Raw genomic sequence first — 22,480 nt, 5'->3', positions numbered from 1 at the left:
ACTTACCTGTGTCGGTAAGGAGAACGCGACATGACCAAGCCCCCCCTGACCCTCTATCTCGCCGCCCCGCGCGGGTTCTGTGCTGGTGTCGACAGGGCCATAAAGATTGTCGAGATGGCGCTGCAGAAATGGGGTGCCCCGGTCTATGTTCGGCACGAGATTGTCCATAACAAATTCGTGGTCGATGGACTGCGTGCCAAAGGTGCGATCTTTGTCGATGAACTGGAAGACTGCCCCGACGATCGGCCAGTGATATTCTCGGCGCACGGGGTTCCCAAATCGGTACCCGCGACGGCGGCGCAGCGCCAGATGGTCTATGTCGACGCCACCTGCCCGCTGGTCTCCAAAGTCCATGTCGAAGCACAGCGCCACGCCGAAGCCGGGCTGCAGATGATCATGATCGGACATAAGGGCCATCCCGAAACTATCGGAACGATGGGACAGCTACCGGAAGGAGAGGTTTTGCTGGTCGAAACGGTTGCAGACGTTGCAGACGTCCAGGTCCGCGACCCTGACAAACTGGCCTTTGTCACTCAGACGACCCTGTCGGTTGACGATACAAAGGATATCATTGCAGCGCTTCGGACCCGGTTTCCATCTATCGTCGGCCCTCACAAAGAAGATATCTGTTACGCCACAACCAACCGGCAAGAAGCAGTCAAGGTTGTGGCCCGGAAGTCCGATGCCCTGCTGGTTGTGGGGGCGCCGAATTCATCTAACTCGCGCCGTTTGGTCGAGGTCGCGGCACGCGCGGGATGCAGCTATGCCCAACTGGTGCAGCGCGCGACCGATATCGATTGGCGCGCCCTCGAAGGTATCTCTTCGGTCGCTCTGACAGCAGGCGCTTCTGCCCCCGAGGTTCTGATCAACGAAGTTATCGATGCGTTCCGCCAGCATTATGATGTGACGGTCGAGATGGTCGAAACAGCGACCGAGAATGTCGAATTCAAAGTCCCGCGCGTCCTGCGCCAACCCGCATGAGCGGCATACCAAGGGCGCCGCTGTTTCTGGGGTTGGCCGGGCTGATCCCCTTCATCTGGGGCGCTCTGACCTATCTGAACGACGATCTGAACGACTGGGGCCGACAGGCACTGGGCGCACGTTTTGTCGGTCCGTATATCCAGTTGTATTATGGGGCGATCATCCTCAGCTTTATGTCCGGCGTGCTGTGGGGGTTTTCCAGTAAAACCTCTGGCAGCAAGGCCGCGACCTGTTATGCGCTGTCCACATTACCCGCCCTGTGGGCCTTTCTGAAAACCGGCAGCGGGCCTGTCAGCACTGGCACAAATCTGATGTGGGGGTTTGGCGGGCTACTGGTGTTAGATGCCATCTTTTCGTATTGGCGGCTAACACCGGTCTGGTGGATGCGGTTGCGCATTTTGCTGACCGCAGTCGTATTGGCCTGCCTTACCGTCGGAGTCTATCTGTGAGCGATCCCAAAACCATCAACGCCTATACCAACAACGTGGCCGAATACCTCAAGGTTCCTCTACCACCGGAGCAGCTGACATCGCGTCAGGAATTTGTCGATGCCGTCGGTAAGGGGCATGTGTTGGATCTGGGCTCGGGCCCCGGGTCAGACAGCGCGTTCTTTCTACGCCAGGGCCTGAGCGTGCATGCGCTGGATGCGACGCCCGCTTTTGTTGACTATGCGCGCGCCAATGGCGTGGACGCGCACCTGGGTACTTTCGACGACGTGACCGAAGTGGCCGCATATGACGGCATCTACGCCAGCTTCTCGCTGCTGCACGCGCCTCGCAAGGATTTCCCACGCCATTTGGCGGCCATCCACCGGGCGCTGAAACCGCAGGGCGTTTTTTTCCTGGGCCTCAAACTGGGCACGGGCGAACATCGCGATCATCTGGATCGCTATTATAGCTACTTCTCGCAGAACGAGATCGAGGAGGCCCTGGCAGATGCCGGCTTTACCATCGACGGGATTAGGACCGGGATCGGCAAAGGTCTGGCGGGTTCTTACGATGGCTTCATTCTGGTGCTGGCCCATGCCTGAACTGTTTGCCTATACTGACGGTGCTTGTTCCGGTAATCCAGGCCCGGGTGGCTGGGGTGTGTTGCTGCGTGCAATGGACGGCGACACCGTCCTGAAACAGCGTGAACTGAGCGGCGGCGAAGCTGAAACCACCAACAACCGAATGGAACTTCTGGCCGCGATCAGCGCGCTTGAAACGCTTGAACGTGCCTCTAAAATCACCGTAATCACTGACAGCGCCTATGTGAAAAACGGCGTCACCGGCTGGATATTCGGTTGGAAAAAGAACGGCTGGAAAACCTCGAACAAAAAACCGGTCAAGAATGTCGACCTGTGGCAACGGCTGGATGAGGCGCAGGTGCGTCATGATGTGACCTGGGAATGGGTCAAGGGCCACGCGGGTCACCCGGAAAACGAAAAAGCCGACGAACTGGCCCGTGCAGGCATGGCCCCGTTCAAACCAACGAAGGCACAGACATGAGCGGTTTGGACCTGCTCGATTATGCCTCGGTTCTGGTTTTTGCGCTGACCGGCGCATTGGTCGCCAGTCGCGCGCAGCTCGATCTTGTAGGGTTTGCCTTTATCGCCTGCCTGACCGCCGTTGGCGGCGGCACGGTGCGTGACCTGCTGTTGGATCGGAATCCGGTGTTCTGGGTTGGCCAGCCCAGCTATGTCCTGATGGCCTGCAGTGCGGCGGTGCTTGTGTTCTTTACAGCCCATCTGGTCGAAAGCCGATATAACTGGCTGGTTTGGTTGGACAGTTTCGCCCTGTCCATCGCGGTCGCTGCCGGCACGGGCGTCGCATTATCCTTGGACCAATCCGGCACGATCGTGGTGTTGATGGGTGTCACCACCGGATGCTTTGGCGGCCTGATGCGGGACGTGGTCTGCAACGAGGTTCCGCTGGTGCTGAAACAGGGTGAGCTTTATGTGTCCTGCGCCCTTGCAGGCTCGGTAGCGGCCGTTATTGCCAACCGGATGGGGTTCGAGGAGCTGACGGTGCTTGCCGCCTGCGCCCTGATCTGCTGGGCATTGCGGGCAGGATCGCTGCTGTTCGGCTGGAAACTGCCCGTCTACAAAAGCCGCCCGCCACGCAGTCGCCCTTGATCAAGGCTTAGCGGCGCTTATACGTCTGCCAGATCCAGATCACCAGAAGCGCGCCCAGCACAGCGCCGATGAACCCGGACAGCCAGCCCATCATCGTGACCAATGCCCGCAGAAGAAATCCACCAACCAAGGCACCAATGATACCGATCAGCATGGTGGTGGGAATATCCGCCTCGATCCGCATCAGGCGGGTGGCCAGAAAACCCGCAGCGGCGCCGATGACGATCAGGGCGATGACGGGCATGTCACTTCCTCCAATGGGTCGGAACGATGATCAGCGCCCCGATCGAGGACAGCACTGCATCCAGACCGGGCGGGCCAAAGCTGATCCCAAACATGATGCGCACGAAATAGAACAGGAATGCACCACCTACGCAGATGATGATCGACTGCAGAATGCCATTATGGGTAAAGCCGGATTTCTCGGACAGATAGCCGACAATCCCAGCAATAACGACAGTCCCCATCAGGATCATGAACATGGTGGCCTACTCCGATGACAGGCGGGTACCAACGGCAATCGGCCACCCCCGCAGAAAAGTTTCCCTATCCTGCGCCCCTTTACCCGCCCGTTGCAAGCGCAGCAGCTTAATCGCGTCATCGTCACAGGCAACCTTCAGTTGGTCGTCAAGAACCTCTCCTGCAACACCCTGCCCCTCGGCCAATTTGGAACCAAGCAGCTTGATCCGCTCCCCATTCATCTCGGTCCAGGCGCCGGGAAAAGGGGACAGGCCACGGATCTGACGGTCAATTTCGACCGCGGGTCTGGCCCAGTCAACACGCGCCTCAGCCTTGTCGATCTTGGCGGCATAGGTCACGCCGTCGTCGGGTTGAGGCTCGGGCGTCAGGTTCGGCAGTTTGGACAGTGCCTCGACGATCAGAGAAGCGCCCATTTCAGACAGCCGGTCATGCAACTGCCCTGTGGTCTCCTGCGCACCAATGTCGGTGGCCCGCCGCAACAGGACTGGCCCGGTATCCAGGCCAGCCTCCATCTGCATGATGCAAATACCAGTCTGCGCATCACCCGCCATGATCGCCCGATGGATCGGCGCGGCCCCGCGCCAGCGCGGCAGCAGGCTCGCGTGAATATTCAGGCATCCCTGCGATGGCGCATCCAGAATCGGTTGTGGCAACAACAGGCCATAGGCCACGACGACAGCCACATCCGCATTCAACGCGGCAAAGGCGTCCTGTTCTTCCGCCAATTTCAATGAGACCGGATGCCGAACGGTCAGTCCCAATGCCTCGGCCCGAGCATGAACGGGGGTTGGACGATCCTTTTTGCCTCTGCCCGCTGGGCGCGGAGGCTGGCAGTAGACGGCGGCAACCTCATGCCCCGCATCAATCAGCGCGTCCAGCACCGGAACCGAGAAATCGGGTGTCCCCATAAAGATCAGCCGCATGCCTACCCCAGCTTTTTAGCTTTGCGCAGCAGAATGTCGCGTTTGACCTTGCTGAGCCTGTCGAAATACATCCGCCCGTTAAGATGGTCGATCTGGTGCTGCACGCTGGTGGCTTCGATCCCGACAAAGTCACGGCGGTCGATGATGCCTTTTTCGTTGAGAAACTTTACCGTCACAGCCCGGGGACGTTTCACCTTGGCCGACACGCCAAGCAAGTTTGGGCTGGCTTCTTCATGCTCGCGCAACTCGACCGATCTGTGCAGGATCTCAGGGTTTGCCAGCCGCACGGCCCGCCCCCGCTCGGTCGAGCCATCGACCACCGCCAGCCGCAGCATGACGCCGATCTGCGGTGCGGCAAGGCCGACGCCGGGCATCGCCTCCATCGTGTCGATCATGTCATCCCAGATGGCACGAACCTCGTCAGTAATTTCGGTGATATCTTCGGCTTTGGTCCGCAGACGCTTATCAGGCCATGGCAGGCAGGTACGAATAGTCATTCGCGCGCCTGCTCGCGTTTCAGCTTTTGCATTTTTCGGGTGATCATCTGGCGTTTCATAGGCTTGAGATAGTCGATGAACAGCTTCCCGTTCAGGTGGTCAATCTCATGCTGGACACAGGTTGCCCAAAGGCCATCGAATGTTTCCCGCTGCGCGTTACCATCACGATCGATCCAAGCCACGTCCACGACCTTTGGGCGTGTGACTTCGGCGAATTGTTCAGGGATCGAAAGACAACCTTCTTCATAGACATTCGTCTCGTCCGACGATGCGACCACTTCGGGGTTGAACATAATCAGCGGGCGTGGAGCCTCGCCCTCTTCCTTGACACAGTCCATAACGATCAGCCGGTCCAGCATCCCAATCTGAGGCGCTGCCAGCCCGATACCAGGCGCATCATACATCGTCTCAAGCATGTCATCAGCCAGCTGGCGCAATTCGTCCGTCAGATCCACTACGGGAGAGCAGATCTTTTTCAGGCGGGGGTCGGGATGGATCAGTATATTGCGTTTCATGAGGTTGATTTAGGCCATCACGCCCTAAGCCGCAACGCCCCCCTTGCACCTGCCGAATTTGCGGCTAGCTTTCATCCGGACAGATGGAGCAGATATGACATTCAACGACCTGATCGACCGCCGCGGCACTAACAGTTCGAAATGGGACAAGCTTGAAAAGCTGTATGGCCTTTCGCCGGATGACAGTCTGGCAATGTGGACAGCCGATTCCGACTATTCTACGGCGCCTTGTGTGATTGACGCTGTGCGTAACGCGGCGGATCACGGTGTTTTCGGATATTCCTGGATGCACCCGGACTACCTGAATTCCGTCCAATGGTGGATGAAGAACCGCCACGGGTGGGAGATCGATTCTGATTGGATTCTGACGTCGCAGGGTCTGGGAAATGCGATTGCGCTCTGCCTCGATGTCTGGACCAGTCCGGGCGACGGAGTGGTCATCTTTACACCCGTCTACCATGAGTTTGCACATAAGGTGAACAAGTCGGGCCGGCGCGTGGTGGAATGCCCCTTGATGCGCGACGGCGACGGCTATGGCCTTGATCTGGAAGACGCGCAATCGCGGCTGGACGGAACCGAGAAGATGCTTTTGTGGTGCTCGCCTCAGAACCCCTCGGGCCGGGTCTGGACGCCAGAGGAATTGCGCGCAGTCGCGGCATTTGCGGAACGGAACAGCCTTATTCTGGTTTCGGACGAGATTCACCACGATCTGGTCTATCCCGGCACGACCTTTGTTCCGATGGATGTCGCCGCGCCGGATGCGCGGCCCTGGACCGTGACACTGACGGCAGCGTCCAAGACTTTCAACATCGCCGGTCAACGGACGGGGAATATGATCATTCCCGACCCGCACCTGCGCGCCGCGATGCGTCGCCGAATCCAGACACTGGATTATGATCCCAGCGCATTGGGAGTCGCAATGATCACCGCTGCCTATTCGACTGAAGGGGCCGCTTGGGTGGATGAACAGATCGCCCATCTTGATAGCAATCGAAAAATCTTTGACGCTGCAATCGCAGAAATCCCTGGCCTGTGGTCAATGCCCCTACAGGCAACCTATTTGGCTTGGATTGATTTCTCGGGCACCGGAATGGACCACGCAGAATTTACCCGACGTCTGCGCGAGGATGCAAAAATCGCCACCTCGCCCGGCCCCGGCTTTGGTGCGGGTGGAGAGACATTCGAGCGGTTCAATCTTGCGACGCAACGCGGGCGTGTCGAAGAGGCCAGCAAACGGCTGAAACACGCGTTTTCCGATCTGCAATAGCGGGATGCCCATCGGCAGACCCGATGGGCAAAAGCCTAGTCCTTGTTTCCAAGCAGCGCGATGGGCGCGTCCGGAGATCGATAGAAATCCAATGGGGCCTTGTCGGAGGCGGCCGTGCTGCGCTTGAATTCATAGCGCATTTCGCCTGCCTCACATTCATCGGCAATGATCAGGCATTGATATAAGTGACGCGCGCCATCGTAGATATCGACCAATCCGCGCAATCGAGGCGTGGTTGCAGCCTCTACGGTGAAGCCATCCTTCCACAATCGGAGAATTTTGTAGGTATTGTCACCCAATTCGACACGAAGTCGGCTGGTTTTCTTCAGACTCGCGATTCGCGCAGCATCCAATTCGGCGCTGATTTCTTTGGAAACATAGGTACTCATATCAAAACTCCCCCGCAGCGGACTCTATTTTGGAACGTAGACTGTAAAAATCCAGTGAAGCCGATCACTCAACGCGGTCGAATCCAAACCTGTTGCACGGAAATCCCATTCCAACCTGTGCGAAAACGCAGGCACAATGCGCGGCGGCTCGCATAGGATCGGTCCCCTTCAAAGCGTATGTTCCGGGAAACCGCATTACGGAGGATCCAAGCATGGGCCTATTGGTCGACGGCAAATGGCATGACACGTGGTATGATACCAAATCCACAGGCGGCGCCTTCAAGCGTAGCGCGGCGCAATTTCGCAACTGGTTGACCGCTGATGGCAGCGCCGGACCCTCGGGCACGGGCGGCTTCAAAGCCGAACCTGACCGGTACCATCTTTATGTCAGCCATGCCTGCCCCTGGGCCCACAGGACACTGATATTCCGCGAACTGAAAGAGCTGTCCGATCTGATCCCGGTTTCGGTCGTACACCCAGACATGCTGAACAAGGGATGGACATTTGCAACCGACGAACACGGGGCGGCGGGCGACGTACTGTACGGAATGGACTATGCCCACCAAATCTATACCAGGGCTGACCTGACCTATTCGGGGCGCGTAACCGTTCCGATCCTGTGGGACAAGGAACAGGAAACCATCGTCTCAAACGAAAGTTCGGAAATCATCCGGATGTTCAACTCGGCCTTTGACGGGATCACCGGGAACACCGATGATTACTGGCCCGAGGCGATGCGTGACGAAATCGAACAGGTCAATGCCCGCGTCTATTCCGACATCAATAACGGGGTCTACAAATCCGGCTTTGCCACCAGCCAGGCGGCATATGACGCAGCCGTTGGCCCGCTCTTTGACACGCTGGACTGGCTCGAAGACCGGCTGTCCACCAGCCGCTATCTGATGGGCGACCGCATCACCGAGGCCGACTGGCGGTTGTTCACCACGCTGATCCGGTTTGATCCGGTCTACCATCTGCATTTCAAATGCAACCGGCGGCGTCTGATCGACTATCCCAACCTGTGGGCCTATACCCTCGAGCTGTACCAGTGGCCGGGTGTTGCGCGGACCGTGAACTTAAACCATATCGTGCGCCACTATCACTACAGCCATGAGAGCATTAACCCGCACCGGATCATCCCGACGAACCCGATCCTGAACTATCTGGAGCCCCACGGGCGCGATCAGCGTCCCGCCGCGTAATGCTCAACCATCGCCGCCAGATCCTCTGGCGGCGTGCCGCTTTGCACATAAGCGCAGGCATTCGGGCTATGGGCAAAGATCGAGCCATCCGAAAAGAAAGTGGTGTTGGTCACGAAAATCACACGAGCTTCGGGCCTGCGATAGCTGGCAAAGTCTGCCACGGCCAAAGCGCTGCCGGTCTCCAGCACCAAATCCAGAACAATGATTTCAAACTCGGCCCCATACAGGGCGAGGATTGCATCCTCCTGACCGGCCACAAGCGTGACATCGGCACCCTGGCGTTCAAGATGCCTTTTCCAAACCCGACCTAAATCGGGGTTACTCTCAACAATCAATACATTCATTCTCAACAACCTCGGCACATTTATGGTGAGTGGTGCCGACCCCTAAGGTTTGTGTTCACGCCAATTCATTAACAAAGTGTTAACCGAGCCGGAGCACGCCCCTGATCACGCGGATTTGCTTGTAAAACTGGCAGAAATCCGCTTGAAACAGGCAAAATTTGGTGATTCCGGCGAGGGGCCCGATGGCGCGCAAAAATAGAGATTTGAATCCGCGGGCCGCTCGGGACCATGGCGGTGGATTGGATGGGGCCATGTCAGTTTATGGCGGTAAGCGAACCGATTGGATCGACCTGTCCACCGGAATCAATCCGGTTCCATACGAAGTTGCCGGGCTCACCCCATCGGATTGGATGGAATTGCCCGACCATGGCGCATTTGAACGGCTGGCCGATGCGGCCCGCAGTTTCTGGTCAGTTCCCAAGGGTGCAGAGATCCTGCCTGCACCCGGCGCATCTGCTCTGATCGCCCGCATTCCTGCGTTGGCTGCAACCGGCCGGGTTCAGATTACCACTCCGACCTATAACGAACATGCCGCCGCCTTTGCCGCGCAGGGCTGGACGCTACAGAACTCGGGCCCAGTTGAGGCGCGCGTGATCGTGCACCCTAACAACCCAGATGGGCGCATCTGGAGCGTGGGCGATGTGGATGCCCCCCTGACGATTATCGACGAGAGCTTTTGCGACGTCGCGCCCGATGCCTCGCTGATCCATCTTGCCGACCGGCCCGGTGTTATCGTGCTAAAAAGCTTTGGCAAGTTCTGGGGGCTGGCGGGGGTACGGCTGGGATTTGCCATCGCACGCCCCGATCTGATCGCACGTTTGAACGATCTGACCGGGCCTTGGGCGGTCTCAGGTCCCGCCTTGCGGATCGGAGAGCAAGCGTTGCGCGACACGGCCTGGGCTGACGAGACCCGCCTGCTTTTGGCGGCCGATGCCGCCCGGATGGATCGGATGGTAACGCAGAAAGGCGCGCAGCTGATCGGCGGCACCAGCCTGTTCCGGCTCTATCAGGTCGACGACGCCAGCGCCTGGCAAGACCGGCTGGCCCGCGCACATATCTGGACTCGTGTATTCCCCTATTCGCAAACCTATCTGCGCCTTGGCCTGCCACCGGCAGATGGCTGGGCGCGGCTTGAGGCGGCCCTGTGAGCACCGCCTTTATCTTAGTCTGCGCCATGTGTCTGGATGCTGCACTGGGCGAGCCGGATTGGCTGTGGTCGCGCGTCCGGCACCCCGCCGTTATGATTGGTAAACTCATCGGGTGGCTTGACGACCGCCTGAACCATTGCTCGTACCGTCGCCTCAAGGGCATAGCTGTTGCCGCGATGCTGGTCGCAGGTGCCGCTGGGCTTGGGGGGCTTCTGTCTTTGCTTGGCCCGATCATCGGCACCATCATCTGCGCTGTGCTGTTGGCACAAAAATCGCTGGTGGAACATGTCCGCGCTGTTGGCGAGGGTTTGCAGACCTCGCTGGTCGATGGGCGCGCGAAGGTCGCTATGATCGTGTCACGCGACACCAAGGACATGACCGAAGCACAGGTCGCCCGATCCGCGATCGAGAGCGCGGCTGAAAACCTCAGCGACGGAGTCATCGCGCCGGCCTTCTGGTTTCTGGTGGGTGGCCTGCCAGGGCTTCTGGTCTACAAGGCGATCAATACTGCCGACAGCATGGTCGGCTATCGCACGGATAAATACCGTGATTTCGGATGGGCAACTGCGCGGTTGGACGATGTCCTGAACCTGATCCCCGCGCGACTGACCTTTCTGTTGATCGTCATCTTGTCAAACCAATGGGCCAGATGGGGCGAGATGGTCGGCGATGCGCGCCGCCATATCTCTCCCAACGCTGGCTGGCCCGAGGCGGCAATGGCACGCGCGCTGAGCGTGGCCCTTGCCGGGCCGCGCAGCTATGACGGGCAGATCAGGGATCTGGCCTGGGTCAACGGCGAAGCCTCGCGCGAAATCGGTGCGCCAGAAATTTTCCGCGCATGTGACATGCTTTGGAGGATATGGGGGCTTGCGCTTGGCCTCGTGTCAGTGTGGGTTGGGGTCAGCTTCATAATCTGACGGACCTGTCCATGCGTTTTCTTTCCGGCCTTGTTGCCGCCGCCTTGTTTGCTTCACCTGCGCTTGCCCAATGTGGCGGGGGTTTCAATTCCTTCGTGAAGGGGTTGAAGGCCGAAGCCGTTCAGCAAGGCTTTGACAAATCCACCGTCAATGCCTTCTTCAAAGGTGTGCAACAAGACAACGCGGTATTGAAAGCCGACCGGGCACAGGGCGTGTTCCAGAAACCGTTCATTGATTTTTCGCGACACCTGATTTCACAAAACCGGATCGACCGGGGTCAGGCCATGTCGCGCAAATACGACGCGGTGTTTGACCGGATCGAGCAACAATATGGTGTCTCGCGCGGGGTGCTGTTGGCATTTTGGGCGTTCGAAACGGATTACGGGGCGTTTCAGGGGGATTTCAACACCCGCAACGCGCTGGTGACGCTGGCGCATGATTGCCGTCGTCCAGAATTGTTCCGGCCTCAGGTGTTCGCTGCGATTGAGCTGTACAGCCGGGGAAATTTCGACCCGGCCCGCACGTCAGGTGCTTGGGCTGGCGAGATAGGAATGGTGCAGATGCTGCCCCGAGACATTCTGGAAAACGGGGTCGATGGCGATGGTGACGGCAAGGTTTCGCTAAAGACCTCTGCGCCCGATGCGCTTATGTCGGGCGCCAAGATGCTGTCGCATCTGGGCTGGCAACCGGGGCAGCCTTGGCTGCAAGAGGTCACCGTACCCGCACGGATGGATTGGTCGCTATCGGGCCCGGGCAAACCGCGTTCGGTTTCTGACTGGCAGGCGATGGGCGTTCAGGCACGCTACGGGTCCCTCACCAACCTGCCCGCCTCGCTGATCCTACCGCAAGGGCATAACGGGCCTGCCTTTCTGGCCTATCCAAATTTTGATGTGTATTTCGAATGGAACCAGAGCTTTGTCTATGTGCTGACCGCAGCCTATTTCGGCACCCGGCTTGAAGGGGCACAGGTCTATGACGCGGGCAACGCGGCCCAAGGCTTATCGGGTGCACAGATGAAGCAGCTGCAAAGCAAGCTGCAGGCGCGCGGCCATAATGTGGGCAAGATCGACGGGATTCTGGGCGCAGGGACCCGCGCGGCTGTCCAGTCAGAGCAAGCACGACTAGGCCTGCCTGCGGATGCCTGGCCAACGGCTGAGTTGTTGAACCGGCTCTAGTCGCTCTTCGATACGGCGATCTAGGCGACTTCGGCGTCCAAAGATCGCCCGTTCGGCTCAAACACATGCATCTGCAGCCTATCGCCGCGTGTTTCGATGGCGGTATTTGCCGGGATCTCGGCCCAATCGCCATTCTTCGCATCCAGCGGCTCAGACGCGATAATGATCCCATCATCGCAGGGCCTGTAATGCAGGCTGGGTGCGAAACGGTCCGAGGCATAGCGCGCAGCAAACAGGCGATCTCCATCGGACCAGCAGGCGGCAAAGCGCATATGGGGTAGGCTTCCTTTAGCGCGGGCAAGCACCTCGACACGGTGCACCGCACGCTCCATCGCGGCGATGGGTTCGGCGTCCAACCCTTCGCCATGGGCAATCAGAAAAATCGCCTCGCTTTCAGTTGCGCCAAGGCGATGATCGTACAGGTGGCTAGGTATCATCCCGTCAAGCTGTTGGCGGATACGGTCATGGCCGCCGGCCTGCCCGTTATGCATAAAGCTCCACTTACCACAGCCAAAGGGATGGCAGTTGTTCCGCGACGTGGCAGTCCCTGTTGAGGCACGTACATGCGCCAGGAACAGGTGCGATTTCGTGTGATGGGTCAACTGTTTCAGGTTGGCATCCGACCAAGCCGGGTTGGTGTCTTTGTAAAAACAAGGCGTTTCGCGCCCGGAATACCAGGCCAACCCAAAACCATCCGCGTTGATCGGCGTTTTGCCAATCAGGGCATTTCTGCTTTGATGCACCAGCGACTGTTCCTGGTCCATAACAAGTTCGTCCAGAAACCGTTTCGCACCCGCCCAAGCCAGAAATCTGCACATCGACCCGCCTCTTTTGATCCGTTGTTGATACGGGAAATTACAACAACGCGGGGTGAGAATTCGCCCCTGATCTCCATCTAATTTTGAAATATTACGATTAAATGACCACCAAAAATCCAAATATTCAGATCAATTTCAACAGTTGCCCGGTTTCTTGAATGTCACTCGGGCCGTACCGGGAAACGCTCTCCCTTTTCCGTGATCAGGATCAGGCGTCCAGCACTCAGGACATAAAGATCACATCGACCGAACCCGTTTCTGTATTGCACGCAGATACTGCCATCCTCCGCGATGGAATAGGTTCCGAACGCGGATTCTCCGCTGGCATAGGTATAGGAATAGGCCCCGCCAGCCGAGTATCGCGACTGCCCGTCATCATAAAAGGTCAGCGTCCGACCCGCCAGCGCCGTCAACTCTTGTTGGGTCAGAGGGACGTCATCGGGCTTGGTCGTCCATTCCGCGGCCCCTAAAGGGGTAGCAGTCAGTAGGGCGATGATCAGGAAACGGGTCATGGCAGCAGCCTAACCCAATTCTTACGAAACCGCTCATAACGTTGCAGTGAGAGGTCAGGCGACCATCTGTTCGGCTTTCTTCAGATCAACCGAGACCAGCTGGCTGACACCCTGTTCTTGCATGGTGACGCCGAACAGACGATCCATCCGCGCCATGGTCACCGCGTGGTGGGTAATGATCAGGAACCGTGTGTCGGTCTGGCGGCACATCTCGTCCAGAAGGTCGCAGAACCGGGTCACGTTGGCATCATCCAGCGGAGCATCGACCTCGTCCAGAACACAGATCGGAGCCGGGTTCGCCAGAAAGACGCCAAAGATCAGGGCCGTCGCGGTCAGGGTCTGTTCACCACCCGAAAGCAGGCTGAGCGTCGACAATTTCTTGCCCGGCGGCTGGCACATGATTTCAAGGCCGGCATCCAGCGGGTCGTCGCTTTCGACCATGACCAGATTGGCCTCGCCACCGCCAAAGAGATGCTTGAACAACATGGCGAAGTTCGAATTCACCTGTTCAAACGCGGTCAGTAGCCGTTCGCGTCCTTCGCGGTTGAGGCTGGAGATGCCGCTGCGCAGCGCTTTGATCGCCTCTTCGAGATCGGCCTTTTCGCCGTTCAGCGTGTCGAATTCTTCCTGAACCTCTTTGCTGTCCTCTTCGGCACGCAGGTTTACCGCGCCCATCGCATCTCGCTGGCGTTTGTGGCGGTTGACCTCGGCCTCAAGAGCATCGGCAGCCGGCATCTGGTCGGGATTCACATCCAGCTGATTCAGCAACTGGTTCGGGGTTAGCTGTTGATCCTCAGCGATACGCTCGGCCGCTGCCGATACGGCCTCTTTGGCGGCATCACAGCGCGCCTCAGCAGCGGCGCGGCTTTCGCGCGCTTCCGAAGCCAAACGTTCCGCTTCGCGCTCAGCCAGCACAATCTCTCGCTGGCGGGACTCGGCGGCAGCCAGCTTGTCGGCGGCTTCGGCCCGGCGGGCTTCGGCAGTTTCGATCAATTCGTTCAACTCTTCACGCGCCTCGGCGATTTCGCCCGGAGCAGCCATCGCTTCGGATAGCTCTTCCTCGGAACTTTCCTTGCGCTCGGCCAGTTCCGAGATCCGCTTTTCGGCGCTGTCCAGGCGGTGCCGCCAACCGCTGAGGTCCTTGGTGACCTCTTGTGTACGGCGGGTACGGGCCTCGCCCTCGCGGCGCAGCTCGTCATGGGACGAGCGGTGAGTCAGCATCGTGATCCGCGCCGCCTCGACCGTCTGTTTGATGTCTTCGACCTGCGCGCGGGCATTGTCGAGATTGCCCAGACCGGTTAAGGCGCCCTCGGCCTCGCGCAGTTGGGCACGGGCGGACATCGCATCCTCTTTGTGGCGATCAACGGCAAGCGCCAGCGTTTCCAGCCTGCCCTGCGCCAGATTGCGATCGGCCTCGGCCCTGCTGAGCAGACGCGCGGTTTCAGCCATGCGCTGATCGGCGGCGCGGCGTGCCTCGCGGGCGCGGCGGTCAGCCTCGGTCACGTCGGCCAGTTGTTGCGACAGCGTCTCGTGCGCTGCGCGGGCCCCGTCGGCTTGCGCCTCAGTCCGGGCCAGTTCCTGTTTCAGTGCCTCAAGTTTGTTGAGCTGTTCAAGCCGCAGGGCGGCCGCACTTGGCGCATCCTCGGCCCAGGCACGGAATCCGTCCCACCGCCACAGATCGCCCGAACGCGACACCAACCTTTGGCCCGGCTTCAACGATGCCTGCAACCGCGCGCCCTGATCCGCATCGACCAAACCAATCTGCGCGATCCGGCGGCTGAGGCGATCAGGTCCGGATACATGCAAGGCCAGCGGCTCGGCCCCATTGGGCAGCGATTGATCGGCATCATAGCCAGCAACCGGAACCCAGCCTGATGGCCCGTCGCCCTCGACCAAGGGTGCCCTCAGATCATCCGCAAGCGCAGCGCCCAATGCCTTTTCATAACCCGGAGCCACACGCAGCATGTCGAGCACCTGCCCGCCTTCTGCGGTATCCCGTTCAACCAGCTTGGCCAGAGCTGTGGTCTCGGCGCGGATCGCACCCAGCTCACCTTCAGCTTCGGATCTTTTCGCACGCGCCTCGGCCTCGCGGCCCTGGGTTTCATTGCGTAACTCGTCAGCGGCGGCCAGTGCCTCTTCGGCGGCTTCAGAGGCCTCGCGAGCCTCTTCTTCACCCTCTTGCGCGGCCTCAAATGCCTCGGCGGCGCGGGTCAGGGCTGTTTTCGCCTCATCCACCGCTGCGCGGGCCTTTTCCTCTTCACCTTCCGACCTGGCCAGCGTTTTGCGGCTGTCGTCGACCAATCGCTGGCCGGACTGGTGGCGCGCAACCAGACGCGCCATATCCTCAGTCTCTTGTGACAAGTGGTCTTCGCGGTCTTGCAGGACAGTGGCCGCTTCGCGCGCGACCTCGGCGGCCTCGGCGGCTTTTTCGTCGTGGCCATCGGCAGCTTTGGCCAATTCACGAGCTTCCCATTCCAGCCGTTCGATCATCTGCCCCGCATCGCGGTTCAGCCCGGCCTCGCGCTCGATATCGTTGCCAAGCTGCTGAATGCGATTGGTCAATGTCTCAATCGTCTGACGGGCGCGGGTTTCCTGATCCGACAACTGATCCCGCTGCACCTGTTGGCGCTGCAGGACGGCGGCGGCAATGGCCTCTTCCTCGCGCAGGGGCGGCAGGGTTTCTTCGATTTCCGCCCGGCTTGCTACGGCAGAGCGTGCATCAGCTTCGGCGCGCGACGCCTCGGTCAGGCGTTCGCGCAGCTTTTCCTCGGCCTGCTGGCGGGCCATGTCGGCCTCTTTCCAGCGACGATAGAGCAACATGCCTTCGGCTTGGCGCAGCTGCTCTCCGATTTCGCGATAGCGGGCGGCCTGACGCGCCTGACGGGCCAGCTGCGCCAGCTGTCCGCCCAGTTGTTCCAGCACGTCATCCACACGGGTCAGGTTGGCCTCGGTACCCTTCAGCTTCAACTCGGCCTCGTGTCGGCGCTGATAGAGGCCCGAAATTCCGGCCGCCTCTTCCAGAATGCGGCGGCGAGAGCGGGGTTTGGCGTTAATCAGTTCGGCAATGCGGTTCTGTCCGACCAGCGCCGGAGAATGTGCACCCGTTGACGCGTCGGCGAACAACATCTGCACATCACGCGCCCGCACATCCTTGCCATTGGTCTTATAGGCGCTCCCGACATCTCGGGTGATGCGGCGGACAATCTCAAGCTGGTCGCTGTCATTGAAACCCGAGGGCGCGAGCCGCTCGGAGTTGTCCATGGTCAACACAACTTCGGCAAAATTGCGGGCCGGCCGCGTGGCGGCCCCGGCGAAAATCACATCTTCCATCGCGCCACCGCGCATGGATTTGGGTCGGTTTTCCCCCATCACCCAACGCAGAGCTTCCAGCAGATTGGATTTGCCACAACCATTAGGCCCCACAACACCGGTCAACCCATCCGCGATAATCAGATCGGTCGGATCAACAAAGCTTTTGAAGCCGGTGAGTTTGAGTTTGCTAAAGCGCAAAGGCAATGGGTCCCGTGATTCCTATACCTTCGAAGTCTGCGCAACGGATTGGGGGTGAGTCAACGGAGTCGCGCAGGATATGGGATATATGGCCCACTTATCCACAACATCTTGCCTAAATCCGCAAGAAAAGGCGCGATTCAGTAGGCTGCACACTCAAAGACCTGATAGCCGTCGCCGTCACCAAGGTCTTGAAACAGCCCGGTATCAATGCATTCGTAATTCGGGACTGAAACCGCCGTCAGCAGCAACCGCTTGCCCATGGCGCGGTCACAACCCAAAACGCCAACGGTCACAGCCGCGTCGCCCAGGACATCCAGTATCGGGCATCCCGAGACCTGAGCCATCGCCATGGCCGCTCGTTCGCGGATCGGGCCAAGACGCGGAGCGTATTGCGAATTAACCCGAACGGCTTCGGCCAGATCTCCGCGCACGCGAACATCAAATACGCTGCCATTCACAGCGATACGCGTCGCCTGAACATGGCGAAAGTGAGGGGTCCCGGCCGAACATGCTGCCAGCATCAGAAAAGACAAAATCCGGATCATATCCGCATCATTGCCAAAACTGGTTAACAGAACCTTTCCTTCGCTCAGGCCCTAAGTACTATTCCCAAGCGGCGAATACCTTCGCGGATCGTATCCTCATCCGAGTTCGAGAAACTCAACCGGATCGTATTGGCGCCCGAGCCATCTGCGAAAAAGGCCCGACCCGGCACAAAGGCCAGTTTCACTGTGTAGAGCGCACGGGCCAGCAGGTCTGCCCCGTTCACACCAGTAGGCAGAGTCACCCAGATGAACATACCACCCTGGGGATGCGTCCACTGAACGCCATCGGGCATGTTCTGTTGCAGCGCCTCCAGCATAGCATCGCGTCTGGCACCATAGGTCTGGCGCAAAAGCGGGATGTGCGTGTCAAAATGCGCGTGAGCTACCTGCTCAACCGCCATCTGGTTCAACGTGGGCGAATGCAAATCCGCCGCCTGCTTGACCAATACCAGTTGCGAGATAATGGGCTTGGCGGCCACCACCCAGCCAACGCGCAAACCGGGAGACAGCGTTTTCGAGAAGCTACCGCAATAGATCGTACGGCAGGCCTCGATCGACCCTTTTCGCGCCTGTTCTAACGCCAAAACCGGAGGGATGGCATCTCCTTCATAGCGCAGAGCCTGATAGGCGCCGTCCTCAATCACTGCGATATTCAGATCATCGGCAAGATCCAGCAGGTATTCTCGACCACGTAGGTCAACGGTCTCACCGGTTGGATTTGCGAAATCAGGCGACAGATAAGCGAATTTGACCGCGCCCTCGCCTGCGGCTTCGGAATATTCGGCGGCACCTCTATTGCCATTAAGCATAAGACGGTCGAACCGGGGCTCGTAGGCATCAAAGGCGTTGATCGCCCCCAGATAGGTCGGCCAGCCGATCAACGCAGTATCCCCTGGCGACAAATAGAGCTTGCCCAGATAATCCAAGGCCTGTTGCGATCCCGAGGTGATCAGGATGTTATCGACACTACAATCGACACCGATCTCGCGCATATGCTGCACAAGCCATTCGCGCAATGGACCATAGCCCTCGCTGACTGAATATTGCAGCGCCTGCGGCCCAGCATTCAAAGCGGCCTGACAAGCTTGGGCAAAAGCCTCGGTGGGAAACAGGTTTGGGTCTGGGATGCCGCCGGCGAACGAGATGATTCCCGGCTGATCAAGAAGTTTCAACAACTCGCGGATTTCCGATGCTTTCATCCGGGACGCCCGCGTTGCAAACAGATTCTGGGTCATCCTTGGCCTCCTCCTGCCCTGTTGCGACCCACCCTAGGTGCAAATTTTATAATGTCAATATTGCTGACCTAAATTCGACTCCACCCCCCTGCTTGAACCAGGCCCGGATATGTGGTCATATGAATTGACCAATTTCGAAAACGCGCCGCCATGCCCTTCCAAAAGATCCAAACTGAAAAGCTGTCCATTGCGGTGGTCAAACAAATCGAGTTGCTGATTCTGCGCGGGATCCTGCGCCCCGGAGAACGTTTGCCTGCAGAACGGGAACTGGCCGACCGTCTGGGCGTTTCACGCCCCTCACTACGCGAAGCGATTTCTGATCTTCAGCATCAGGGTTTGCTGACAGCCAAGGCGGGGTCAGGAATCTATGTTGCCGAAGTCTTAGGCTCGGCTTTTTCACCGGCTCTGATCCGGTTGTTCAGCAGCCATGACGAGGCGGTTTTCGACTATCTGTCCTTCCGCCGGGACATGGAAGGGCTTGCAGCAGAACGCGCGGCAAGACTGGGGTCGGAAAGCGACCTGAAGGTCGTACAGGCGATCTTTGACAAGATGGAAGCCGCCCATGCCCGCAATGCGGCCGAGGAAGAGGCCCATCTGGATGCGCAGTTCCACATGGCCATCATTGAGGCCAGTCACAACGTGGTCATGCTGCATATGATGCGGTCGATGTTTGACCTGCTACGACAGGGTGTCTTCTACAATCGGCAGATGATGTTCCGGCAGCGTACGACGCGAGACGCCATTCTGGATCAGCACCGGGAAATCAATTCAGCGCTGCAGGCTCGCGACCCTGAGGCGGCGCGCGTTGCAGTCCAGGAGCATCTGGGCTTCGTTCGTATCTGCATGGAAGACCACCAGAAAGCCCTGCGGAACGAAGCCATTGCGCAGCAGCGCCTGGACCATGAGACAGGACAGCACTGATGTTCATTGGGCACCTACCTGGTGCGTATCTGGTCTTTCGCACTGCGACGCCCGGATTGGATAAAGCTGCGTTTGCCGCTGCGATGATTGGTTCCATCGCCCCAGATATCGATTTGCTGTGGTTCTATTTCGTAGACAATCGCAGCCACCACCATCACGAATACCTCACACACCGCCCTCTGCTTTGGCTCGGCATCCTGACGCTCGGCCTGCTGCTGCGGCTAAGATTCCCGCGCGCAGGACTCATTACTGCAGCCTTCGGCGCCGGGGGTCTGGTGCATATGACCTTGGATTCGATTGTTGGCGAAGTGGCATGGGCTTGGCCAATTTTCGAATTCACCCACCCGCTGGTGGTTGTTCAGGCCACGCATTCTCATTGGATTTTGTCTTTTCTAAGCCATTGGACCTTCAAGATCGAAATCGCAATCACTCTCCTGGCGGCCTATGTGTGGTGGACCAGCAGGCGCAAGAAACAGCAGGGCCTTGAGGGTTAAATTCCGTTCAGCCGCCGCTTAAGACTGTGAACCCACAAATTTGGCCGTTTCATTGCCTTCGGGTCCTGACTGTACAGCGACGGAAACAACCCTTCAGCTTCGGTCCGAGAGCGCAATTCCAACGGCGTGTCCAATATCGCCCCGATCAGGTCATCCGACCGGCTCTGCGCCTGACGCTCGACTTCAATCGCCTGAAGCATTTCCGAATGGTAAGCCTCAGCCGCTTCGGACCGCTGGCCCTTGCGGAACCGGAAAGCCCCGACCTGAGCATGCACGGGCACCAAATCGGTATGTCGCGAAAACCGCAGCCATAGCTCTCCGTCGACGGCAAGCTTGAGGTTCTCGTTTAGTTGGCCCCCGACCTGATCCCAAAGGTCACGCCGCCAATAGGTCGATTCCTGCTGAACCCACTGATAGTCCCCGGCAAGCAGTCTTACCCGTGAAACGGGCTTTGGGCGCCGTACAGTCAGGACATTGTCTTCTTCGTCAATGCACGTGACCCGCCCGGTCATCCAATTCATGTTTTTGTTCAACGCAAACAGCGATCCTACCGTGGCAAGGCCGCCGGGAATAAGAACATCGTCCGAATTGATCCAACCCATTACGTCGCCCGTGGCCACTGCAAAGCCTTTGTTTACAGCGTTGGCCTGCCCGGTATCCGGGCCCGAGATGATATGTGAAAACGCATCGCGGTACTTTTCGACCACCTCCATCGAACCATCGGTGCTACCGCCGTCCGACAGGATCAGGTCCAGCTTGGGATATTCCTGCTCAAGCACAGAGAGGATTGTCCGTTCGATGAAATCGACGCAGTTCAGGTTGGGAATAACGACACTGATCGTCGGCAATTCGGTCATAAAGGGCTCTTATCCAGTCCGGTTTCGGCAAATGCCGTCGCACGGGCGCAAAATTGGTTGGAGTGTTTCCGAATATGTAACGCAGACAATCGGTCCCCGGTCAAATCGGGAAGCGGGGTGCGATATTCGCAGCCCAATGTCCGAACCCGGCAGATGTGCTGCCGGGCCGGAATTGTCTTAGTGAAGCTTTTCGTTCACATCCACAATGGATGCGTCGATCAGCTTGTTGGCCTGCGCGGCGGTCATCTGCTTGGCCAGCACAGCATTGGCTGCAGAAATAGCAACGGTGATGGCCTGATCGCGGACTTCCTTGACAGCCGACGCTTCAGCCGAAGCGATCTGATCCTGCGCGGTCGCCAGACGGCGCGCGATGGATTTCTCCAGATCGACCTTGGCTTGCTCAGCTGCCAGAACCGCATCTTCCTTTGCGGCGGCCACGATGGCATCCGCCTGACCCTGAACCTCGCGTTGCTTGCGCTCGTACGAGGCAAGCAGGCTGCGCGCTTCTTCATGCAGGGCGCGAGCTTCGTCCAGTTCGGACTTGATGCCTTCGGCACGCTTATCCAGCGCTCCACCGATCATGCCCGGGACCTTGAAGTAGAACAGGACTGCGATGAAAACGATGAAGCCCAGCAGAACCACAAAGTCGGTGTTGCCAAGCGAGAAAAACGGGCCACTTGCGGCCAGCGCGGGGCTGGCGGCAACAAATGTCAGGATAAGGGCAAGAGTGTTCCGCATGTCACTTATCCTTTTGTCTGCGCGTCAACCGCACCGTTGATGGTTTTGGCATCAGCCTCGCCACCCAGAGCGGTAACCAGTTCTACTGCCGTATCCTTGGCAACGATTTGAATGCTTTCCAGCGCACCTGCACGGATGTCGGCAATAGCCTTTTCCGATTCAGCCGCTTTTGCAGCGATTTCAGCATCTGCCTTGGCAATCGCGTCATCCAGACCAGACTGGATTTCGGCGCGTGCTTCGGCAGCGATACGCTGTGCCTCAGAACGGGCATCGGCCAGCGCCTTGTTATAGGCCTCTTCAGCCTCGACCGCTTTGGCCTTTAGATCTTCGGCCGCAGCCAGGTCATTTGTAATGGTCCCCTGACGTTCCGCCAGGATTGCCGCGATGCGGGGCAGAGCCACGCGGGACAGGACCAGAAAGATGACGACCAGCGTGATGACCAGCCAGAAAATCTGGTTGGGGAACCAATCGAAGCAAAGCTGAGGCATACCAATCGCCGACCCATGAGAGTCAACGCAGGTGCCAGCCACCTCTTCGTATACGGGTTCTGTCGCCATGATGTCCTCCGTCGGAACGTTGTCTTTACAACAGGCGGGCCGCTATGGCTTGGGCCCACCTGCGCGTAAGGATCAGGTTCCGCAGATTAGACGGCGAACATCAGCAGCAGCGAAACTAGGAATGCAAAGATCCCCAGGGCTTCTGCAAATGCGATACCGATGAACAGGGTTGCGGTCTGCGAAGCAGCCGCCGAAGGGTTGCGCAGAGCGCCAGCCAGGAAGTTGCCTGCTACGTTGCCCACCCCGATTGCGGCTGCGCCGGAACCGATTGCTGCCAGGCCTGCGCCGATGTGTGCGAGATCGCCTTCCATGATGTTTCTCCTTACGAATTGGAAG

Annotated in this window: 28 protein-coding genes; 12 read left to right on the top strand and 16 right to left on the bottom strand. The window is 58.7% G+C overall.

What is annotated here, in order from left to right; genetic code table 11:
- Positions 1 to 30: 30 nt before the first annotated feature.
- Genes ispH through AC2FH6_RS16835 form a run of 5 tightly spaced genes read left to right on the top strand, consistent with a single transcriptional unit; the run spans position 31 to position 3,097 of the window.
- Complete coding sequence (gene ispH, locus AC2FH6_RS16855) at positions 31 to 981, top strand: 4-hydroxy-3-methylbut-2-enyl diphosphate reductase (protein WP_496698438.1); 951 nt, start codon at positions 31 to 33, stop codon at positions 979 to 981.
- A complete protein-coding gene (locus AC2FH6_RS16850; protein ID WP_281973503.1) occupies positions 978 to 1,430 on the top strand; it encodes a DUF3429 domain-containing protein in 453 nt (150 codons plus the stop codon). The genes ispH and AC2FH6_RS16850 overlap by 4 nt, the downstream gene beginning before the upstream one ends.
- A complete protein-coding gene (locus tag AC2FH6_RS16845; RefSeq protein ID WP_281973504.1) occupies positions 1,427 to 2,011 on the top strand; it encodes a class I SAM-dependent DNA methyltransferase in 585 nt (194 codons plus the stop codon). The genes AC2FH6_RS16850 and AC2FH6_RS16845 overlap by 4 nt, the downstream gene beginning before the upstream one ends.
- Positions 2,004 to 2,471 carry a ribonuclease HI gene (gene rnhA, locus AC2FH6_RS16840; protein WP_281973505.1) on the top strand — a complete coding sequence of 156 codons (468 nt, stop codon included), beginning with the start codon at positions 2,004 to 2,006 and terminating at the stop codon, positions 2,469 to 2,471. The genes AC2FH6_RS16845 and rnhA overlap by 8 nt, the downstream gene beginning before the upstream one ends.
- Positions 2,468 to 3,097 (top strand): trimeric intracellular cation channel family protein, encoded by a 630-nt coding sequence (locus AC2FH6_RS16835; protein WP_281973506.1) that lies wholly within the window; start codon positions 2,468 to 2,470, stop codon positions 3,095 to 3,097. Before rnhA ends, AC2FH6_RS16835 begins: the two co-directional genes overlap by 4 nt.
- Positions 3,098 to 3,104: 7 nt before the next feature.
- Here the strand turns inward: AC2FH6_RS16835 and AC2FH6_RS16830 are convergent, their stop codons facing one another.
- From AC2FH6_RS16830 to def (AC2FH6_RS16810), 5 genes are read right to left on the bottom strand one after another with little or no spacing between them, the layout of a single operon-like run.
- Entirely contained in the window at positions 3,105 to 3,341 is a 237-nt protein-coding gene (locus tag AC2FH6_RS16830; protein ID WP_496703721.1) for a GlsB/YeaQ/YmgE family stress response membrane protein, read from the bottom strand.
- 1 nt (position 3,342) lies between these two features.
- A complete protein-coding gene (locus tag AC2FH6_RS16825; protein WP_282022238.1) occupies positions 3,343 to 3,579 on the bottom strand; it encodes a hypothetical protein in 237 nt (78 codons plus the stop codon).
- Positions 3,580 to 3,585: 6 nt separating this feature from the next.
- A complete protein-coding gene (gene fmt, locus AC2FH6_RS16820) occupies positions 3,586 to 4,500 on the bottom strand; it encodes a methionyl-tRNA formyltransferase (RefSeq protein ID WP_496703720.1) in 915 nt (304 codons plus the stop codon).
- A 2-nt stretch (positions 4,501 to 4,502) separates the two neighbouring features.
- Positions 4,503 to 4,997 (bottom strand): peptide deformylase, encoded by a 495-nt coding sequence (gene def / locus AC2FH6_RS16815; RefSeq protein WP_496703719.1) that lies wholly within the window; start codon positions 4,995 to 4,997, stop codon positions 4,503 to 4,505.
- Entirely contained in the window at positions 4,994 to 5,512 is a 519-nt protein-coding gene (def, locus tag AC2FH6_RS16810; RefSeq protein WP_271951383.1) for a peptide deformylase, read from the bottom strand. The genes def (AC2FH6_RS16815) and def (AC2FH6_RS16810) overlap by 4 nt, the downstream gene beginning before the upstream one ends.
- A 94-nt stretch (positions 5,513 to 5,606) precedes the next feature.
- Between def (AC2FH6_RS16810) and AC2FH6_RS16805 the strand changes: the two genes are divergently transcribed.
- Positions 5,607 to 6,779, top strand: a complete 1,173-nt coding sequence (locus AC2FH6_RS16805; RefSeq protein ID WP_496703718.1) for a MalY/PatB family protein — start codon at positions 5,607 to 5,609, stop codon at positions 6,777 to 6,779.
- Between the two features lie 35 nt (positions 6,780 to 6,814).
- On the opposite strand, the gene AC2FH6_RS16800 is transcribed toward AC2FH6_RS16805, so the two are convergent.
- The gene (locus AC2FH6_RS16800; RefSeq protein WP_142639206.1) at positions 6,815 to 7,168 is read right to left on the bottom strand and encodes a hypothetical protein; all 354 of its coding nucleotides are present in this window, start codon (positions 7,166 to 7,168) and stop codon (positions 6,815 to 6,817) included.
- Positions 7,169 to 7,380: 212 nt separating this feature from the next.
- On the opposite strand from AC2FH6_RS16800, the gene AC2FH6_RS16795 reads away from it, so the two are divergent.
- Entirely contained in the window at positions 7,381 to 8,370 is a 990-nt protein-coding gene (locus tag AC2FH6_RS16795) for a glutathione S-transferase family protein (RefSeq protein ID WP_496703717.1), read from the top strand.
- On the opposite strand, the gene AC2FH6_RS16790 is transcribed toward AC2FH6_RS16795, so the two are convergent.
- On the bottom strand, positions 8,352 to 8,714 hold the full coding sequence (locus AC2FH6_RS16790) for a response regulator transcription factor (RefSeq protein WP_271951393.1): 363 nt from the start codon (positions 8,712 to 8,714) through the stop codon (positions 8,352 to 8,354). The genes AC2FH6_RS16795 and AC2FH6_RS16790 overlap by 19 nt on opposite strands.
- 182 nt (positions 8,715 to 8,896) lie before the next feature.
- Here AC2FH6_RS16790 and AC2FH6_RS16785 point away from each other — a divergent pair, with 182 nt between their 5' ends.
- The 3 genes from AC2FH6_RS16785 to AC2FH6_RS16775 are packed head-to-tail and all read left to right on the top strand — an operon-like array spanning position 8,897 to position 11,954.
- Positions 8,897 to 9,862 carry a threonine-phosphate decarboxylase gene (locus AC2FH6_RS16785; RefSeq protein ID WP_496703716.1) on the top strand — a complete coding sequence of 322 codons (966 nt, stop codon included), beginning with the start codon at positions 8,897 to 8,899 and terminating at the stop codon, positions 9,860 to 9,862.
- Positions 9,859 to 10,779, top strand: coding sequence for an adenosylcobinamide-phosphate synthase CbiB (gene cbiB, locus AC2FH6_RS16780; protein ID WP_496703715.1), 921 nt, complete (start codon positions 9,859 to 9,861; stop codon positions 10,777 to 10,779). Before AC2FH6_RS16785 ends, cbiB begins: the two co-directional genes overlap by 4 nt.
- A gap of 11 nt (positions 10,780 to 10,790) precedes the next feature.
- The gene (locus tag AC2FH6_RS16775; RefSeq protein ID WP_496703714.1) at positions 10,791 to 11,954 is read left to right on the top strand and encodes a lytic murein transglycosylase; all 1,164 of its coding nucleotides are present in this window, start codon (positions 10,791 to 10,793) and stop codon (positions 11,952 to 11,954) included.
- Positions 11,955 to 11,974: 20 nt separating this feature from the next.
- Here AC2FH6_RS16775 and AC2FH6_RS16770 read toward each other — a convergent pair whose 3' ends face one another.
- From AC2FH6_RS16770 to AC2FH6_RS16750, 5 genes are all read right to left on the bottom strand, one after another.
- A complete protein-coding gene (locus AC2FH6_RS16770) occupies positions 11,975 to 12,772 on the bottom strand; it encodes a class II glutamine amidotransferase (RefSeq protein WP_271951405.1) in 798 nt (265 codons plus the stop codon).
- A gap of 161 nt (positions 12,773 to 12,933) precedes the next feature.
- Positions 12,934 to 13,284, bottom strand: a complete 351-nt coding sequence (locus tag AC2FH6_RS16765) for a hypothetical protein (RefSeq protein WP_281973514.1) — start codon at positions 13,282 to 13,284, stop codon at positions 12,934 to 12,936.
- A 54-nt stretch (positions 13,285 to 13,338) separates the two neighbouring features.
- Positions 13,339 to 16,794, bottom strand: a complete 3,456-nt coding sequence (locus AC2FH6_RS16760) for a chromosome segregation SMC family protein (protein WP_496703713.1) — start codon at positions 16,792 to 16,794, stop codon at positions 13,339 to 13,341.
- Positions 16,795 to 16,934: 140 nt separating this feature from the next.
- Positions 16,935 to 17,342, bottom strand: coding sequence for a hypothetical protein (locus AC2FH6_RS16755; RefSeq protein ID WP_496703712.1), 408 nt, complete (start codon positions 17,340 to 17,342; stop codon positions 16,935 to 16,937).
- A gap of 44 nt (positions 17,343 to 17,386) precedes the next feature.
- Positions 17,387 to 18,577 carry an aminotransferase-like domain-containing protein gene (locus tag AC2FH6_RS16750; protein WP_496703711.1) on the bottom strand — a complete coding sequence of 397 codons (1,191 nt, stop codon included), beginning with the start codon at positions 18,575 to 18,577 and terminating at the stop codon, positions 17,387 to 17,389.
- Positions 18,578 to 18,727: 150 nt separating this feature from the next.
- Here AC2FH6_RS16750 and AC2FH6_RS16745 point away from each other — a divergent pair, with 150 nt between their 5' ends.
- Together AC2FH6_RS16745 and AC2FH6_RS16740 are read left to right on the top strand one after the other, a co-directional pair.
- Positions 18,728 to 19,498, top strand: coding sequence for an FCD domain-containing protein (locus AC2FH6_RS16745; protein ID WP_142639185.1), 771 nt, complete (start codon positions 18,728 to 18,730; stop codon positions 19,496 to 19,498).
- Positions 19,498 to 19,992, top strand: a complete 495-nt coding sequence (locus AC2FH6_RS16740) for a metal-dependent hydrolase (protein WP_496698464.1) — start codon at positions 19,498 to 19,500, stop codon at positions 19,990 to 19,992. The genes AC2FH6_RS16745 and AC2FH6_RS16740 overlap by 1 nt, the downstream gene beginning before the upstream one ends.
- Here the strand turns inward: AC2FH6_RS16740 and AC2FH6_RS16735 are convergent.
- From AC2FH6_RS16735 to AC2FH6_RS16720, 4 genes are all read right to left on the bottom strand, one after another.
- On the bottom strand, positions 19,989 to 20,849 hold the full coding sequence (locus tag AC2FH6_RS16735; protein ID WP_496692181.1) for a glycosyltransferase family 2 protein: 861 nt from the start codon (positions 20,847 to 20,849) through the stop codon (positions 19,989 to 19,991). The two genes, AC2FH6_RS16740 and AC2FH6_RS16735, sit on opposite strands and share 4 nt — an antisense overlap.
- Before the next feature lie 177 nt (positions 20,850 to 21,026).
- Positions 21,027 to 21,587: a F0F1 ATP synthase subunit B gene (locus AC2FH6_RS16730; protein ID WP_496690334.1), complete on the bottom strand. Its 561-nt coding sequence runs from the start codon at positions 21,585 to 21,587 to the stop codon at positions 21,027 to 21,029.
- A gap of 5 nt (positions 21,588 to 21,592) precedes the next feature.
- The gene (locus AC2FH6_RS16725) at positions 21,593 to 22,144 is read right to left on the bottom strand and encodes a F0F1 ATP synthase subunit B' (protein ID WP_271951428.1); all 552 of its coding nucleotides are present in this window, start codon (positions 22,142 to 22,144) and stop codon (positions 21,593 to 21,595) included.
- An 86-nt stretch (positions 22,145 to 22,230) separates the two neighbouring features.
- The gene (locus AC2FH6_RS16720) at positions 22,231 to 22,455 is read right to left on the bottom strand and encodes a F0F1 ATP synthase subunit C (RefSeq protein WP_005981269.1); all 225 of its coding nucleotides are present in this window, start codon (positions 22,453 to 22,455) and stop codon (positions 22,231 to 22,233) included.
- Positions 22,456 to 22,480 lie beyond the last annotated feature (25 nt).

The sequence above is a fragment of the Ruegeria sp. CDSC045 genome (genome assembly GCF_059610725.1).
The sequence above is the reverse complement of the archived record's forward strand: the minus strand, read 5'-3'. Positions and strand labels throughout refer to the sequence as shown.